Genomic DNA, 14,852 nt, shown 5'->3' with positions numbered 1-14,852 from the left:
AGAAACCCTGGATACACCGGGACCGGTGAGACGGCAAGATGGACCGCATGAGCACATTGAAGGACAAGCTGAAGGCCGACCTCACGGCCGCGATGAAGGGCCGCGACGAGGTCCGCACCCGGACCATCCGCATGGCCCTGGCGGCCGTGAACGTCGAGGAGGTGGCCGGCAAGGAGGCGCGCGAGCTCTCCGACGACGAGATCGTCAAGGTGCTGACCAAGGAGGCCAAGAAGCGCCGGGAGGCGGCGGAGGCGTTCAGCGGCGCGGGCCGCGCCGAGCAGGCGCAGGCCGAGCTGGACGAGCAGGCGGTGCTGGAGGAGTACCTCCCCGCCCAGCTCTCCGACGACGAGATCGCCGGGCTGGTGGACGAGGCCATCGCCGAGACCGGCGCGTCCGGGCCCAAGGCGATGGGCCAGGTCATGAAGGTCCTGAACCCCAAGGTCGCCGGGCGGGCCGAGGGCGGCCGGGTGGCGCAGATCGTGCGGGCCCGCCTGAGCGCCTGAGTTCGCTCCGGAAACGCCGGGAGCCCTCCCCGCGACGCGGGGAGGGCTCCGGTGGCTCGGTGGCCGGTCCCGGAGGACCGGCGGGGGTTACGGGATCACCGGGGACTCAGCCGTTGCCCCGGCCCCGCCCGTGGCCCCGGCCGACCCCGGGCCCGAAGGTGCCGCCGTCGTTGACGACCGTGTTGCCGTCGCCGTCCCCGCCGCCGTGGTCGCCGCCGACGTCACCCGGCTTCCTGGGCGGCGGCTTGGGCGCGCAGTTGCCCGAGCAACCGCCGAAGCGGCCCATGTCGACCGAGTGGAAGGACGTCGGCTCGACGCCCTTGAGCGCGCCGGGCATGGACAGCTTCCAGATCTTTCCGGAGATGGTGGCACCGTAGACGTAGCCGTAGTAGCGGCCGCCGATCGTCACGCCCGTCAGGTCGTGGCTGAAGGCGCCGCGCGGGTCGCCGAGGCTGACCGCGGAGGCGAGGTCCGGGGTGAAGCCGGCGAACCAGGCGGCGGTGTAGGCGTCGGTGGTGCCGGTCTTGCCCGCCGCCGGCCGGCCGATGCCGCCGATCTCGCTCATCGTGCCCTTGGTGAACACCCCGGACATGATGTGGGTGGCCGCGTCGGTGACCTCCTCGTCGAGGACCTGCTCGCACTTCGGCTTGTACGGCGTGGTCTTGCCGTAGCGGTCGCGGACCTCGGTGATGGCCATCGGCTCGCAGTAGGTGCCGCGGGCCGCGATGGTCGCGTAGGCGGCGGAGACCGTCACCGGGTCCATCTCGTTGACGCCGAGGGTGAAGGTCTCGACCTCCCGCAGCGGGCCGCCGTCGGACCGCTTGATGCCGAGCTTCTTGGCCGTCTCGACGACCTTGCAGAGACCGACCTTCTCCTCCAGCTTCATGAAGAAGGTGTTCACCGAGCCGAGCGTGCCGGTGGTCAGCGACTTGAAGCCGCCGCCGCCCTCGCTGGAGTTGAAGACCTGGTGGCTGGGCTCGCCGACCGCGTTGCCCTTGCAGTCGCGGAACGCGCTGTGGCTCGGCGCCTGGTAGGTCTTGCCGGTGGTGTTGCCGTCGTTGAGCTTCATCCCCTGGTCGAGCGCGGTGAGCAGGGTGAACGCCTTGAACGTCGAGCCCGCCTGGAAGCCGATGCCACCGCCGTGCTGGGCGTCGGCGGCGAAGTTGATGCTGGTCTCGTTCTTCTTCTTGCTCGTGCCGAACTTCCGGCTGGTGGCCATCGCCCTGATGGCGCCGGTGCCCGGGACGACCATCGCCTGCGCGGCGACCGGCTTGTCGCTCGCGTTGACCATCTGCTTGATGGCCTTCTCCGAGGCCTTCTGCGCCTGCGGGTCGAGCGTCGTCTTGATCGTCAGACCGCCGCGCTGGAGCAGCTTCTCGCGCGCCTCGGCGGTCTTGCCGAACGCCTTGTTGTGGCGGATCTCCTCGCGCACGTAGACGCAGAAGAAGGGGTACTTGCTGGTCTCGCAGCCGCCCGGGGCCGAGATGTCCTTGAAGCCGAGCTTCTTGGCCTTGGCCTCCGCCGCCTCCTGCGGCGTGATCTTGCCGAGATCCTGCATCCGCTTCAGGACGGTGTTGCGCCGGTCCAGCAGGAGCTTCTGGCGCTTCTTCCAGGTCTTGGAGGACTCGCCCTTGTGCCGGGCCGGGTCGGTGCCGTTGGGGTCCTGTACGGCGCCGGCCAGCGTGGCGGCCTCCCACAGGTCCAGCTTGGACGCCGGCTTGTCGAAGAACCGCTTGGCCGCCGCCTGGATGCCGTGGGCGCCGGCACCGAAGTAGGAGATGTTGAGATATTTCTCCAGAATCTCCGACTTGGTGTACTTCTCCTCGACCGCCAGGGCGTAGCGCAGCTCGTTGAGCTTCCGGGAGAGGGTCGGCGCGATCGCGGCCTGCTTCTCCTCCGGGGTCTCGGCGCTGTTGAAGAGCACCTGCTTGACGTACTGCTGGGTGATCGAGGAACCGCCCTGCGTGGAGCCGCCGCCCGCGTTCCGCACGGCCGCGCGGAGGGTGCCCTCGATGTCGATGGCGCCGTGCTCGTAGAACCGGAAGTCCTCGATCGAGATGATCGCGGTCTTCATGACGTCGGCGATCTCGTCGAGCTTCACCGACTCGCGGTTCTCGTAGTAGAACTGCGCGAACTGCTTGCCGTCGGCGTCCAGCAGGACGGTCCTCTCCGGCAGCGCGGGTTCCTTGAGCTCCTCAGGGCGTAGGTTCAGCTCCTCTGTGACGGAGTTCACGCCGAGCCCCGCCCCGCCGACCGCCGGGAACGCGACTCCGGCCGCCAGAAGACCCGCGGCGGCGCCCGCGGCGACCAGCCGCAGGACCTTCCCGACCGCGCCTATCGCCGATACATGATCTTTGCCCTGAGCTTGCACACGTCAAGAGTACGTCGGACGGATGTCCCAAACGGTAACGGATCGCCAATTCGACGTGACTCGGTCTTGTACCGAGTCAGGCGGCGGCCGCGTGCCGAGTCAGGTGACTAGTCATTCCCGGCCACGTGGCCGCTGATGACCATGCGGGAAATTGGTCCCGCCGGGGTCTGTCGGCTCGAACGTCTGATTGCGTACGTTCTCTTTCTGCGGCAACTGAATACGGAGGCCCGACGCCCGCGCCCGTCGGCCCCAAGTCACGACTGACCACCTAAGGGGAGTGGGGTCGAATGTGGATCACGGATTGGACCTCCCGTGCGGCCTGTAAGGGTGCGGATCCTGACGCGCTGTTCGTTCAGGGCGCTGCCCAGAACCGGGCGAAGCTGATCTGCCGGGGATGCCCGGTCCGTACCGAATGCCTCGCCGATGCGCTGGACAACCGCATCGAGTTCGGGGTGTGGGGCGGAATGACCGAGCGCGAGCGCCGCGCGTTGCTGCGCCGGCGACCTGACGTCGACTCCTGGCGCGATCTGCTGGAGATGGCCAAGGAGGAGTACGAGCGGACGAACGAGCTGATCGCCGGCTGACGTCCGCCCTGATCCCGTACGGCCGGCGCCTCGGCGCCGGCCGTACCCGCGTGTTCCGGGAAGGGCCGGGAACCCCGGCCCCGTGACACCCTGTGCTCCCCGTCGCCCACCGGGCGGCGGGGAGTCCGGCATGTCGGACTCCGGACGACGCCATACGGTCGGCCACGCGGGACTCCGGACGACCGCCATACGGTCGGCCACGCGGGACTCCGGACGACCGCCGCGTGGGCGGCCGTGCCGGGCTCCCGGAGGTCGCCTACTGCGCGGCCAGGAGCTTGCCGACCTGGCGGAGGCCCTCCAGGTCGTGCACGTCCTCCCACATGGCCGGCACCTCCGCGACGGGCACCGTGGGGTGGGCGGTGACGAAGTGCTCGCGCTCACGGTGCTCGCGGGCGGCGAGCTGCATCCGCCCGGTGTGCAGCCGGAGCACGGCGGCGGCCAGGTCGTGCCCGCCCCGCGACTCCAGCTCCTCGGCGGCGGCGGCGCTACGCGCGGCCGACAGGCCCTCCGCGGGCGAGCGGTGCACCCGGTTGATCACGACGCCCGCCAGGGGCATGCGCTCCTCGGCGAGCCGTTCCACGAAGTACGACGCCTCACGCATCGCGTCGCGCTCCGGCGCGGCCACGACGACGAACGCGGTCCCGGGGGCCTGCAGCAGCCGGTAGGTCTGCTCGGCGCGCGCCCGGAAGCCGCCGAAGACGGCGTCCAGCGCGGAGACGAACGTCTGCAGGTCCTTGAGCACCTGCGCGCCCAGCAGCTTGGTCATGGCCCCGGCGATCAGGCCGAAGCCCGCGTTGAACAGCTTGAACGCGCTCCGCCCGCCTGCCTTGGCGGGGGCGGTCAGCACGCGGATCAGCCGGCCGTCCAGGAAGCGGCCGAGCCGTTCCGGCGCGTCCAGGAAGTCGAGCGCGGATCGGGAGGGCGGGGTGTCCACGATGATGAGGTCCCACTCGCCCGACCGGCGCAGCTGGCCGAGCTTCTCCATCGCCATGTACTCCTGGGTGCCGGAGAAGCTGGACGACAGCGACTGGTAGAAGGGGTTCGTCAGGATCTGCCGGGCCCGCTCCGGGTCGGCGTGGGCCTCGATGATCTCGTCGAAGGTCCGCTTCATGTCGAGCATCATGGCGTGCAGCGTGCCGTCGCCCGTCACGTCCTCGACCGGCCGCGGGACGTTGTCCAGCTCGGTGAGGCCCATCGACTGCGCGAGCCGCCGCGCCGGATCGACGGTGAGCACCACGGCCGCGCGGCCGCGCTCGGCCGCGCGCAGCCCCAGAGCGGCCGCGGTGGTGGTCTTGCCGACGCCGCCGGAACCGCAGCAGACGATGATCCGGGTGCCCGGGTCGTCGATGATCGCGTCGAGGTCGAGGACCGGGACGTCCCGGTGCCCGCCGGGTCGCTCGCTCATGCTGCTCCCTGGTTGCGGATCGATTCGGCCAGCTCGTACAGCCCGGCGAGGTCGACCCCGTCGGCCAGCAGCGGCAGCTCGTAGCGGGGGCGGCCGGACGCGTCGAGGGACTCCCGCTCCCGCTGCTCCAGCGCGGTACGGCGGGCGTGCTCGACGATCTCCTCGGCGAGGGCCTCGGCCACCGCGGCGGCGTCGGAGGCGCCGTCGGCGAGCCCCGCGGCCTTGAGGCCGAGCGCCAGCTCGGCCGGGTCGAACCGGCCGCCGGCCGCGGCGTCCAGCACGGAGGCGGGGAGCAGCGACTCCCTGACCATGTTCGTGAAGATCCCGCCGGGCGGGAGCCCGGCGGCGGTCAGCTCGGCGAGCCCGTCGAGGGTCTCCTGGACCGGCATCTCCTCCAGGAGCGTGACGAAGTGCACGGCGGTCTCCGGGGAGGCCACCACGCCGTTCACCAGGTCGGCGTGGTTCTTGATGGGGCCGACCCTGGCCAGGCCCGCCACCTCGTTGGTGACGTTGAGGAAACGGGTGATCCGCCCGGTCGGGGGCGCGTCGAGCACGACCGCGTCGTAGACCCGCCTGCCGTCCTTGTTCTTGCGGCGGACCGCCTCGGTGGTCTTGCCGGTCACCAGGACGTCGCGGAAGCCGGGGGCGATGGTGGTGGCGAAGTCGACGACGCCCATCTTGGTCAGGGCCTTACCCGCCCGGCGCATGCCGTAGAACATCTCGAGGTAGTCGAGCATGGCCTCTTCGGGGTCTATGGACAGGGCGTGGACGTCCCCGCCGTCGGGCGCGACGGCGATCCGCCGCTCCTCGTACGGCAGCGGCGGCAGGTCGAAGACCTGCGCGATGCCCTGCCGGCCCTCGACCTCGACCAGCAGGACCTTGCGCCCGCCCGCGGCGAGGGCAAGGGCGAGCGCGGCGGCCACCGTGGTCTTGCCGGTGCCGCCCTTACCGGTGACGACGTGGAGGCGTACGCCGTCCCAGTCGGTGTCGCGAGCTCTCACGTCTCGAAGGCTACCCAACCGTCACCTCACGATTCGCCTGGACCGCCCGGCTCCGGGACCTACCGTGGTGATCCCGCTCACTGCCGTGCCGGAGCGGCGTAGGGCGACCGCCGGCCGGGCCCGCCTCGCTAATGTGTCCCCCATGACGAAATGGGAGTACTCGACGGTGCCACTGCTGGTCCACGCGACCAAGCAGATTCTCGATAACTGGGGCGAAGACGGCTGGGAGCTCGTCCAGGTCGTGCCGGGGCCGAACCCCGAGCAGCTGGTCGCCTACCTGAAGCGGCCCAAGCAGTGACGCCGCGGCAGAGGTTGGACGAGCTGGGCATCGAGCTGCCCGAGGTCGCGGTGCCGCTGGCGTCCTACGTCCCGGCCGTCCGGACGGGTGACTACGTCTACACCTCGGGCCAGCTCCCGATGGTGGACGGCAAGCTCGTGGCGACGGGCAAGGTGGGCGAGAAGCTGACCGCGGAGGAGGCCGCCGGCCTCGCCGGGATCTGCGCGCTGAACGCCCTGGCCGCCGCGGCGTCGGCGGCGGGCGGCGTGGACAACATCGTGCGGATCGTCAAGGTCGTCGGCTTCGTGGCCAGCGCCCCCGACTTCACCGGGCAGCCGCAGGTGATCAACGGCGCGAGCGACCTGCTCGGCAAGGTGTTCGCCGAGACCGGCGGGCACGCCCGCAGCGCGGTCGGCGTGGCGGTCCTCCCGCTGGACGCGCCGGTGGAGGTCGAGCTGATCGCCGAGGTCCGCTGACGGCGGCTCGCCGGAGACCGGAGCCGGAGCCGGCCCCGGCCCGATCACCGGGGCCGGCCGCGATTGTCCGGGGCGGCGGACCTGCCACATGATGGTTCCCGAGACCGACTGTTGTTCTGGTGGAGGATCTGAATGGGCGGGTTCCCGCTTTCCGGCGCGGACGGCGAGCGCGCGCGTGACATCCTGGCCGGGCGGGCGCGGCCCGCTCCGGCCCGGGACGCCGCCACGGTGGTCCTCCTGCGCGAGGGCGCCGAGGGCGCCGAGGGTATTGAGGGCACTGAGGACGGCGAGAACGCCGGGGGCGCCGGCGGCCCCGAGGGCGGGGGCGTCGAGGTCTACCTGCTCCGGCGCAAGGCCGCGATGGCCTTCGCGGCGGGCGCCTACGTCTTCCCCGGCGGGGCGGTGGACCCCCGGGACGCCGACCACGCGGTCGCCTGGGCCGGGCCGTCGCCCGCCGAGTGGGGCGAGATCTTCGGCGCGGACGAGAAGCTCGCCCGCGGCCTGGTGTGCGCCGCGGTGCGCGAGACGTTCGAGGAGTCGGGGGTCCTGCTCGCCGGCTCGTCCGCGACGTCCGTCGTGGCCGACACCACCGGTGACGACTGGGAGGCCGACCGGCTGGCCCTGATCGACCGGAGCCTGTCGTTCGCCGACTTCCTCGCCGGGCGCGGGCTGGTCCTCCGCTCCGACCTGCTGCGGCCCTGGGCCCACTGGATCACACCGGTGGTCGAGCCCCGGCGCTTCGACACCCGGTTCTTCGTCGCCGCCCTCCCCGCGGGCCAGCGCACCCGCGACGTCGGCGGCGAGGCCGACCAGGTGACGTGGGCCCGGCCCGCCGACGCGCTCGCCGGGGCCCGGGACGGGCGGATCTTCCTGATGCCCCCGACCTACCGCACTCTCGGCGAGCTCGCCGGGTACGCGACCGTGGCCGGCGTGCTCGCCGTACGGCGGGAGATCGTCACGCTCATGCCGGAGGTCGCCGAGGTGGACGGGGAGCTGTGCCTGGTGCTCGACGGCGAGTACTTCAGGCAGGGCCGCCGGTGAGCGGGCTGCGGATACCCCTGGGCGGGCCGGACGGATCCGGCACGGCCCACACCCTGGCGCTGCTGGCGCCCAACCCCTCCCCGATGACGCTGGACGGCACGAACACGTGGCTGATCGGCCGCGAGGACGTGGAGGAGGACGTGCTCGTCGTCGACCCCGGACCGGACGACGAGGCGCACCTCGCCCGGGTCGCCGCCCGCCTGGCCGGGCGCAGGGTGGCGGCGATCCTGCTGACCCACGGCCACGACGACCACAGCGGCGGCGCGCGGAGGCTCTCCGGGCTGGTGGGCGCGCCGGTCAGGGCGCTGGACCCCCGGCACCGCCTCGGCGAGGAGGGCCTCGCCGACGGCGACGTGGTCACCGCCGGCGGCCTGGAGCTGCACGTCGTGGGCACGCCGGGCCACTCGTTCGACTCGCTGTGCCTCTGGCTGCCCGAGGACCGGGCGATGCTGACCGGCGACACCGTGCTCGGCCGGGGCACCACCGTGATCGCCCCGGACGGCGACCTGGCCGACTACCTGCGGTCGCTCGACCGGCTGCGGGCGACGGCCGAGCGGGTCGGGGCCGAGGCCCTGCTGCCGGGCCACGGCCCGGTGCTGGCCGACCCGATCGGCGCGCTGGACGGCTACGTCGCGCACCGCAGGCGGCGGCTGGACCAGATCCGGGCGGCCCGTGCCCGGGGCGCGGTGACGCCGCGGGAGATCGTCGAGATCGTCTACGCGGACGTCGACCCGTCGCTCTGGCCGGCCGCCGAGATGTCGGTCCGCGCCCAGCTCGGCTATCTGGAGGGCTGACCGGGCCGGGCACGGGAACGGTCCCAACGGCCCCGGCGGGTTCTAGCGGGAGCGGTTGTGCAGGCGCTCCAGGTCGAGGATGACCACGGCCTTGGCCTCGATCCGCAGCCAGCCGCGCTGGGCGAAGTCGGCGAGGGCCTTGTTCACCGTCTCCCGGGAGGCGCCGACGAGCTGGGCCAGCTCCTCCTGGGTGAGGTCGTGGTGGACGCGGATGCCGTCGTCGATCCGCTGGCCGAAGCGGTCGGCCAGGTCGAGCAGCGCCTTGGCGACCCGTCCCGGGACGTCGGTGAAGACCAGGTCGGCCAGCACGTCGTTGGTACGGCGCAGCCGCTGGGCCAGGGCCCGCAGCAGGTGCAGGGCGACCTCGGGGCGGCCCGTCAGCCAGGGACGCAGGTCGTCGTGCCCGAGGCCGGCCAGCCGGACGTCGGTCAGGGCGATGGCGGAGGCGGTGCGGGGACGGGGGTCGAACAGCGACAGCTCGCCGAACATCTCACCCGGGCCGAGCACGCTCAGCAGGTTCTCCCGGCCGTCCGGCGCGGTCCTGGACAGCTTGATCTTGCCTTCGAGCACCACGTAGAGGCGGTCGCCCGTCTCGTTCTCGCTGAAGAGCGTCTGCCCCTTGGACAGGGTGACCTCGGAGATGCTCGTGCGCAGCGCCGCGGCGCTCTCACGGTCGAGCGCCGCGAACAGAGGTGCCTTGCCCAGCACGTCGTCGGTGTTCACAGTGCCTCCTGTTTCACGGCTCACGCAGTCATTGTGACGTATCCCACCGCGCGGCCCCAAAGGGGGCCGTACGCGTAGGCTGTCGGAGTGGCCCGCAACGTCATCCCCGCTGGTGAGACCCGGCTCGCCCTGGTCCGTCGTGCCCGGCGAATGGACCGGATCCTGGCGGAGACCTACCCCGACGCACACTGTGAACTCGACTTCCGCGACCCGCTCGAACTGCTGGTCGCGACGATCCTGTCCGCGCAGTGCACTGACAAAAGAGTCAATCTAGTCACTCCCACTCTTTTTATGAAATATAGGACAGCGGAGGACTACGCCGCCGCCGACCGGGCCGAGCTGGAGGAGATGATCCGGTCCACCGGCTTCTTCCGCGCCAAGGCCGCCAGCATCATCGGCATGGCCCAGGCCGTCTGCGAGCGCCACGGCGGCGAGGTCCCCCGCAGGCTCGCCGACCTCGTCAAGTTGCCCGGCGTGGGCCGCAAGACCGCGAACGTTCTGCTGGGCAACGCGTTCGGCGTGCCCGGCATCACCGTGGACACCCACTTCCAGCGTCTGGCCGGCCGGTTCGGCTGGACCGCGGAGACCGACCCGGTGAAGATCGAGAAAGTCGTGGCGGAGCTGATCCCCAGGCGCGACTGGACGATGATGTCCCACCGCCTGATCTGGCACGGCCGCCGCATGTGCCACGCGCGCAAGCCCGCCTGCGGCGTCTGCCCGCTCGCGGCCCTCTGCCCCTCGTACGGCATCGGCCCGGTCGACCCCGTCCAGGCCGGAAAGCTGGTGCGGCCGGGGCCGTTCTCCTGATCCGCTCTCCCCGCCGGAGCGCCGGAGCGCCGGAGCGCCGGAGCGCCGGAAGGCCGGAGTGCGGGAGAGCCAGGGTCCGAGTGCCGGAAGGCCGGGCGGGCCCGCGAGAACCCCGGCACCCTCGGACCCCGTCCTGCCCGGCTCCGGTGAACCCTTCGGGAAGCCACAGGAACCCGGGAAGCCACGGGGACCCGGGAAGCAGCGGACCGGGCCGAAGTGTTGCAGAAGATCGGAGGTGTACCCGTGGAAGTTCCCCGATGGTTGGAAACCCTCGCCCAGAAAGCCGCCAAGGCGCCCGTTCCCCCGACGCTGCGCCCGCCCGCCTCCGGAGGGCGCGCCGCCGCGGTTCTGTTGCTGTTCGGTGAGGGTCCCCTAGGCCCCGACGTGCTGCTGATCCAGCGCAGCCGGCGCGGGCGTCTGCACGCCGGCCAGCCCGCGTTCCCCGGCGGTGGGGTCGATCCCGTCGACGGCGGCCCGGTCGCCGCCGCGCTGCGCGAGGCGCGGGAGGAGACCGGCCTGGACCCGGCGGGTGTTCACGTGGTCGGCACGATGCCGGAGCTGTACGTCTCGCACAGCCACAACCGGGTGACCCCGGTGCTGGGCTGGTGGCACACCCCGTGCGCGGTCCACGCGGCCTCGCCCGACGAGGTGGAGTCGGTGGAGCGGGTCCCGGTGGCCGAGCTGGTCGACCCGGTCAACCGTCTCAGGCTGCGCCACCCGAGCGGCTACAGCGGCCCGGCGTTCCGGGTGCGCGGGCTGCTGGTGTGGGGCTTCACCGCGGGAGTGCTCGACGGCGTGCTCGCCGGGTCGGGGTTCGAGCTGCCCTGGGACCGCTCACGGATCGAGGACATCCCCCCGGACGTCGTCAACCTCGCCGCCCGCTGACCGCCGTCCACCGCCTGGCCGCCGCCTGACGGCCGCCCGCAGCCGACCCCGCCGTCGCCTGACGGCCGCCCGCCGACCCCGTCGGCCGGTGGGCGCCCGCCGCCCTCGCCGCTGCTCGTCGCCGGTCGCCCGTCCCCGGTTCAGCCGGCCGGCGGCCGGGCGTCGTCGACCGCGCCGCCCGTCGACAGCGCCAGGCCCAGGCAGGCCCACTCGGCCACGTCGTCGTCGGGGTCGGCGGCCAGCCGCCGCAGAGCCGTCAGGCCCGTGGGGTCCGGCGGCCTGCCCACGATGTTCGGCAGCGCGTAGGCCGCGCCGTACCGCACCCTGGAATCGGGGTGCTCGCTCAGGCGGATCACCGACGGCAGCGCGCGGCGGTCGTGGAGATGGCCGAAGGCGATCAGCACCGAGTACAGGACCGTCCGGTCCTCCTCGCGGGCGGCCAGCGCGCGCAGGATGGGCAGGCTGCGGTCGGTGAGGCCCAGGCGGCCTAGGATGTCGGCCCCGAGCGTCCGCTCGGCCACCGTCCCGCCGTCGCACAGCCGCCGCGCCGCGGCGAGGGTCTCCAGGTCGTGCCGCTCGCCCAGCAGCCCGATCACGTGCCAGCGGACCTCGCCGTCGTCCTGGTCCCGCAGCGCGGTCTCTATCAGTGCCGCCACGGGCGCCGACCCCCCGATCGTTGCCATACGGCCACGATAACGGGCCGCACGTCACCGAAGGAGTGCACGCGCGGGCCGGTCGGTGGATACCGTAAAGGGGTGAGTGGTGATCTCCTCGACCTTATCCTGATCGCACTGATGGTGGCCTTCGCGGTGTCGGGATACCGGCAGGGGTTCATCATCGGGGCGCTGAGCTTCGTCGGATTCGTCGGCGGAGGGCTGCTGGGCATGTTCATCGCCCCGCCGATCGCGGCCGCCGTGGTCGACGGGGACACCGAGCGGGCGCTGCTCGCCATCGTCATCGTGTTCCTCAGCGCGACCATCGGGCAGTTCGCCTCCTCGACGATCGGCGCGGTGGTCCGCAGCCACGTCACCTGGGAGCCGGCGAAGGTCGTCGACGCGGTGGGCGGCACCTTCGCCAGCGCGTTCTCGGTGCTGGTCACCGCCTGGCTGATCGGGTCACTGCTGACCTCCTCGCAGTTCACGCTGCTCAGCGAGCAGGTCAACAAGTCGCTGCTGATCAGCACCGTCGACCAGGCGCTGCCGACCGCGGCGAAGGACTTCCAGAAGCCGTTCAAGAACTTCATCGACACCTCCGGCTTCCCCAAGGTCTTCGACGCCATAGGGGCGGGCCAGTTCGTCGAGGTGCCGCCGCCCGACCAGGGCGTGCTGAAGGGCTCGCAGCTCTCGCGGGCCCGCCGGGGCATCGTCAAGGTCCAGGGCATCGCCACGAGCTGCCGCAGGCACATCGAGGGCACCGGCTTCGTCTACTCCCAGAACCGGATCATGACCAACGCCCACGTGGTCGCGGGCGTCGACCAGGGCCTGCAGGTCACCGACTACCTCAACAACGTCCACGACGCCAGGGTCGTGCTCTACAACCCCGACCGGGACATCGCGATCCTCTACGTCCCCGGCCTGAACCTGCCGGTCCTGCGCTTCGACGGCACCGCCGAGAAGGGCGACGACGCCATCGTCGCGGGCTTCCCGCACGGCCACGGCTTCACGCCCAACGTCGCCCGCATCCGGGGCCAGCAGAAGGCCAAGGGCCCCGACATCTACGACCGCAAGACCGTCTTCCGCGACGTCTACGCGATCCGCGGCCTGGTACGGCAGGGCAACTCCGGCGGCCCGCTGCTCTCCCCCGAGGGCAAGGTCTACGGCGTCGTCTTCGCCGCGGCCCTCGACCAGCGTGAGACCGGATACGTCCTCACCGCCGCCGAGGTCACGCCGGACGCCCAGGACGGCTCGCGGCTGGTCAACCGGGTCAGCACCCAGGAGTGCGACCAGAGCGGCGGCTGATCCCGGAACCCGGCTCCCGGCGGCCACCGGAAGACGGGCCGCCCGGCGGGTCGTCGGCGCCTTCCGTGGAGGATCCCCGGACCACCGGGCTTCGGAGGTCCCCGGCCCCTCAGTGCCCGGGTGCTTCGAGGAGGTCCCGGACCGCGGCGACGGCCGCCCCGGCGTCCGCGTCCTCCAAGGTCCGGGCGGTCCGGGCGATGTCCTCGTACGGCGCGCCGTACCCCTCGATCCGGTCCGCCCCCCGGGCGAGCAGCGCCGCGGCCCCGCGCCGGTTGCCGCGCTGGAGGTGGGTGAGACCGACACAGATCTGCGCCAGCCCCTGCCACAGCTCCCGCTCCCCGGCCGGGGAGTTCTTCCACCGGCCCTCGAACACCTCGTGGGCGTGGAACGGCCGGCCCTCGCCGAGCAGCCGCCGCGCCTCGGACAGGGCTTCGGCGGCGCTCGGCGCGTAGTCGTCGGGGATCCGCTCGACGCCCTCGGCGCCGTGCGGCAGCGGCCTGCCGAAGGCGTCCCGGGGCCGCCGGTTGCGTGGCCGCCCCTCCGGGTCGCGGTCTCTGGGGATCACCGGCCCGGCCCCTTCGCCGTACGGCGGGCCGGGGACGCCCCGGGGTCGCGGTCGCGCGGGGTCACCGGCCGGGCTCCGGGTCGGCCAGCCACGGGATGACCTCGGCGTCGAACTCCTCCGGGCGCTCCTCGTGCGGGAAGTGCCCGGCGCCGTCGATCATCCGCCACCGGTACGGTCCGGTCACGTAGCGGCCGGAGCCGTGGGCGGTGCGCGGCAGGGCGTGGGGGTCCAGCGCGCCGTGCAGCTGCAGCGTGGGCGCGTCGATCCCCTTCCGCATCATCCTGGCGTACCGCAGCCCGTCGGGGCGGAGCTGGGAACGGGCGAACCAACGGTGGTACTCCACCGCGCAGTGGGAGACCGTGGGGATGCGGAACACCTCGCGGTAGGTCCTCGCCACGTCCTCCTCCGGCCAGCCCGGCCCCGACCACTCGTCGAGCATCCGGCCCACCTTCGCACCGCCCCTGGCCACCAGGCGGCGCTCGGGCAGGAACGGAAGCTGGAAGCCCAGCGCGTAGGAGGCCGCCCGCAGCTGGCCGAACGGCTCGCCGAACAGGGCCGCGCGGAGCCTGCGCGGGTGCGGGGCGGACACCGTGACCAGCCGCAGGACCGCCTTGGGGTCGCACACCGCCATCGTCCAGGCCAGCAGCCCGCCCCAGTCGTGGCCGACCACGACGGCGCCACTCTCGCCCAGCGCCCGGATCAGCCCGGCCGCGTCACCGGCCAGGGTGGGCAGGTCGTAGCCGCGCGGCGGCTTGTCGCTGCCGCCGTAGCCGCGCAGGTCGACGGCGACGGCGCGGTACCCCGCCGCGGGCAGCGAGACGAGCTGGTTGCGCCAGGTCCACCAGAACTGCGGGAACCCGTGCAGCAGCAGCACGAGCGGCCCCTCACCGGCCTCCACCACGTGGAAGCGGGTCCCGCCGGCGTGTACCGACCGGTGGGTCCAGGGGCCTTCGACCTGTACGAGGGACTCGTCGGGGGCGCTCACAGGTCCCGGCTCACCGGCTCACGGTGCGATCCGACCTGGCCCGCGGTCGGAGGGGCGGGCGCGGCGGCGACCGGAAGGTCGCTCTCGCCGCCCTTGAGCGTCTTCAGCGAGTGCAGCGTCCGTTTCATCCCGGTCAGGCCCTTGAGTCGGCGGATGCCGAGGTAGACGAACAGGGCCGCCACCAGAAGGTAGAACACCGTGACGATCGCGAACGCCAGCCACGTCCAGACGCCGAGGGCGACCAGGCCGTAGGCGATGGCGAACGAGGCCAGGATCAGGCACAGGTGGGCCATGAACGCGGCGGCGCCGAACAGGCCGCCCGCCACGCCGGCCCGCTTGGCGTCGAACTTGAGCTCGGACTTGGCCAGCTCGATCTCGGCGCGGACCAGGGTGGAGATCTGGTCGGTGGCCGCGGCGACCAGCGAGCCCAGCGACTCCTCCTGTGGTTCCGCGGATGGGATCTGTGTCATCTAGGGG

Annotated in this window: 17 protein-coding genes; 9 read left to right on the top strand and 8 right to left on the bottom strand. The window is 72.4% G+C overall.

From position 1 onward, the window contains the following. Positions 1–47 precede the first annotated feature (47 nt). Positions 48–503, top strand: a complete 456-nt coding sequence (locus IEZ10_RS23240) for a GatB/YqeY domain-containing protein (protein WP_189248627.1) — start codon at positions 48–50, stop codon at positions 501–503. 106 nt (positions 504–609) lie between these two features. Here the strand turns inward: IEZ10_RS23240 and IEZ10_RS23235 are convergent, their stop codons facing one another. Beyond that, positions 610–2,874: a transglycosylase domain-containing protein gene (locus tag IEZ10_RS23235; RefSeq protein ID WP_189248626.1), complete on the bottom strand. Its 2,265-nt coding sequence runs from the start codon at positions 2,872–2,874 to the stop codon at positions 610–612. A 287-nt stretch (positions 2,875–3,161) separates the two neighbouring features. Here IEZ10_RS23235 and IEZ10_RS23230 point away from each other — a divergent pair, with 287 nt between their 5' ends. Further along, positions 3,162–3,458: a WhiB family transcriptional regulator gene (locus IEZ10_RS23230; RefSeq protein WP_179820724.1), complete on the top strand. Its 297-nt coding sequence runs from the start codon at positions 3,162–3,164 to the stop codon at positions 3,456–3,458. Between the two features lie 256 nt (positions 3,459–3,714). Here IEZ10_RS23230 and bagB read toward each other — a convergent pair whose 3' ends face one another. Both bagB and bagA read right to left on the bottom strand, forming a co-directional pair. Continuing rightward, positions 3,715–4,863, bottom strand: a complete 1,149-nt coding sequence (bagB, locus tag IEZ10_RS23225) for an ATPase BagB (protein WP_189248625.1) — start codon at positions 4,861–4,863, stop codon at positions 3,715–3,717. Next, the gene (gene bagA / locus IEZ10_RS23220) at positions 4,860–5,864 is read right to left on the bottom strand and encodes an ATPase BagA (RefSeq protein WP_189248624.1); all 1,005 of its coding nucleotides are present in this window, start codon (positions 5,862–5,864) and stop codon (positions 4,860–4,862) included. Before bagA ends, bagB begins: the two co-directional genes overlap by 4 nt. A gap of 142 nt (positions 5,865–6,006) precedes the next feature. Here bagA and sp36 point away from each other — a divergent pair, with 142 nt between their 5' ends. From sp36 to IEZ10_RS23200, 4 genes are all read left to right on the top strand, one after another. Next, the gene (gene sp36, locus IEZ10_RS23215; RefSeq protein ID WP_179820716.1) at positions 6,007–6,162 is read left to right on the top strand and encodes a Sp36 family protein; all 156 of its coding nucleotides are present in this window, start codon (positions 6,007–6,009) and stop codon (positions 6,160–6,162) included. After that, entirely contained in the window at positions 6,159–6,617 is a 459-nt protein-coding gene (locus tag IEZ10_RS23210; RefSeq protein ID WP_189248623.1) for a RidA family protein, read from the top strand. The genes sp36 and IEZ10_RS23210 overlap by 4 nt, the downstream gene beginning before the upstream one ends. A 132-nt stretch (positions 6,618–6,749) precedes the next feature. Continuing rightward, on the top strand, positions 6,750–7,658 hold the full coding sequence (locus IEZ10_RS23205) for an NUDIX hydrolase (RefSeq protein WP_189248622.1): 909 nt from the start codon (positions 6,750–6,752) through the stop codon (positions 7,656–7,658). Further along, positions 7,655–8,452: an MBL fold metallo-hydrolase gene (locus IEZ10_RS23200; RefSeq protein ID WP_189248621.1), complete on the top strand. Its 798-nt coding sequence runs from the start codon at positions 7,655–7,657 to the stop codon at positions 8,450–8,452. The genes IEZ10_RS23205 and IEZ10_RS23200 overlap by 4 nt, the downstream gene beginning before the upstream one ends. A 42-nt stretch (positions 8,453–8,494) precedes the next feature. Here IEZ10_RS23200 and IEZ10_RS23195 read toward each other — a convergent pair whose 3' ends face one another. Continuing rightward, positions 8,495–9,175 (bottom strand): Crp/Fnr family transcriptional regulator, encoded by a 681-nt coding sequence (locus IEZ10_RS23195; RefSeq protein ID WP_179820706.1) that lies wholly within the window; start codon positions 9,173–9,175, stop codon positions 8,495–8,497. Between the two features lie 87 nt (positions 9,176–9,262). On the opposite strand from IEZ10_RS23195, the gene nth reads away from it, so the two are divergent. Together nth and IEZ10_RS23185 are read left to right on the top strand one after the other, a co-directional pair. Further along, entirely contained in the window at positions 9,263–9,982 is a 720-nt protein-coding gene (gene nth, locus IEZ10_RS23190; RefSeq protein ID WP_229811548.1) for an endonuclease III, read from the top strand. Between the two features lie 243 nt (positions 9,983–10,225). After that, positions 10,226–10,867 (top strand): NUDIX hydrolase, encoded by a 642-nt coding sequence (locus tag IEZ10_RS23185; protein WP_189248620.1) that lies wholly within the window; start codon positions 10,226–10,228, stop codon positions 10,865–10,867. A gap of 140 nt (positions 10,868–11,007) precedes the next feature. On the opposite strand, the gene IEZ10_RS23180 is transcribed toward IEZ10_RS23185, so the two are convergent. Further along, a complete protein-coding gene (locus IEZ10_RS23180) occupies positions 11,008–11,550 on the bottom strand; it encodes a HEAT repeat domain-containing protein (protein ID WP_189248619.1) in 543 nt (180 codons plus the stop codon). 72 nt (positions 11,551–11,622) lie between these two features. Here IEZ10_RS23180 and IEZ10_RS23175 point away from each other — a divergent pair, with 72 nt between their 5' ends. Further along, positions 11,623–12,825 carry a MarP family serine protease gene (locus IEZ10_RS23175; RefSeq protein ID WP_189248618.1) on the top strand — a complete coding sequence of 401 codons (1,203 nt, stop codon included), beginning with the start codon at positions 11,623–11,625 and terminating at the stop codon, positions 12,823–12,825. Positions 12,826–12,934: 109 nt separating this feature from the next. Here the strand turns inward: IEZ10_RS23175 and IEZ10_RS23170 are convergent, their stop codons facing one another. The 3 genes from IEZ10_RS23170 to IEZ10_RS23160 all read right to left on the bottom strand — a co-directional run bounded on the left by IEZ10_RS23170 (position 12,935) and on the right by IEZ10_RS23160 (position 14,845). Continuing rightward, positions 12,935–13,390 carry a DUF309 domain-containing protein gene (locus IEZ10_RS23170; protein ID WP_189248617.1) on the bottom strand — a complete coding sequence of 152 codons (456 nt, stop codon included), beginning with the start codon at positions 13,388–13,390 and terminating at the stop codon, positions 12,935–12,937. Between the two features lie 61 nt (positions 13,391–13,451). Continuing rightward, complete coding sequence (locus IEZ10_RS23165) at positions 13,452–14,375, bottom strand: alpha/beta fold hydrolase (RefSeq protein ID WP_189248616.1); 924 nt, start codon at positions 14,373–14,375, stop codon at positions 13,452–13,454. Beyond that, on the bottom strand, positions 14,372–14,845 hold the full coding sequence (locus IEZ10_RS23160; protein ID WP_189248615.1) for a phage holin family protein: 474 nt from the start codon (positions 14,843–14,845) through the stop codon (positions 14,372–14,374). The genes IEZ10_RS23165 and IEZ10_RS23160 overlap by 4 nt, the downstream gene beginning before the upstream one ends. Positions 14,846–14,852: the final 7 nt, after the last annotated feature.

This window comes from Streptosporangium pseudovulgare, assembly GCF_014648055.1.
Classification (GTDB): Bacteria; Actinomycetota; Actinomycetes; order Streptosporangiales; family Streptosporangiaceae; genus Streptosporangium; species Streptosporangium pseudovulgare.
This window is presented reverse-complemented; position numbering and strand designations above follow the sequence as displayed.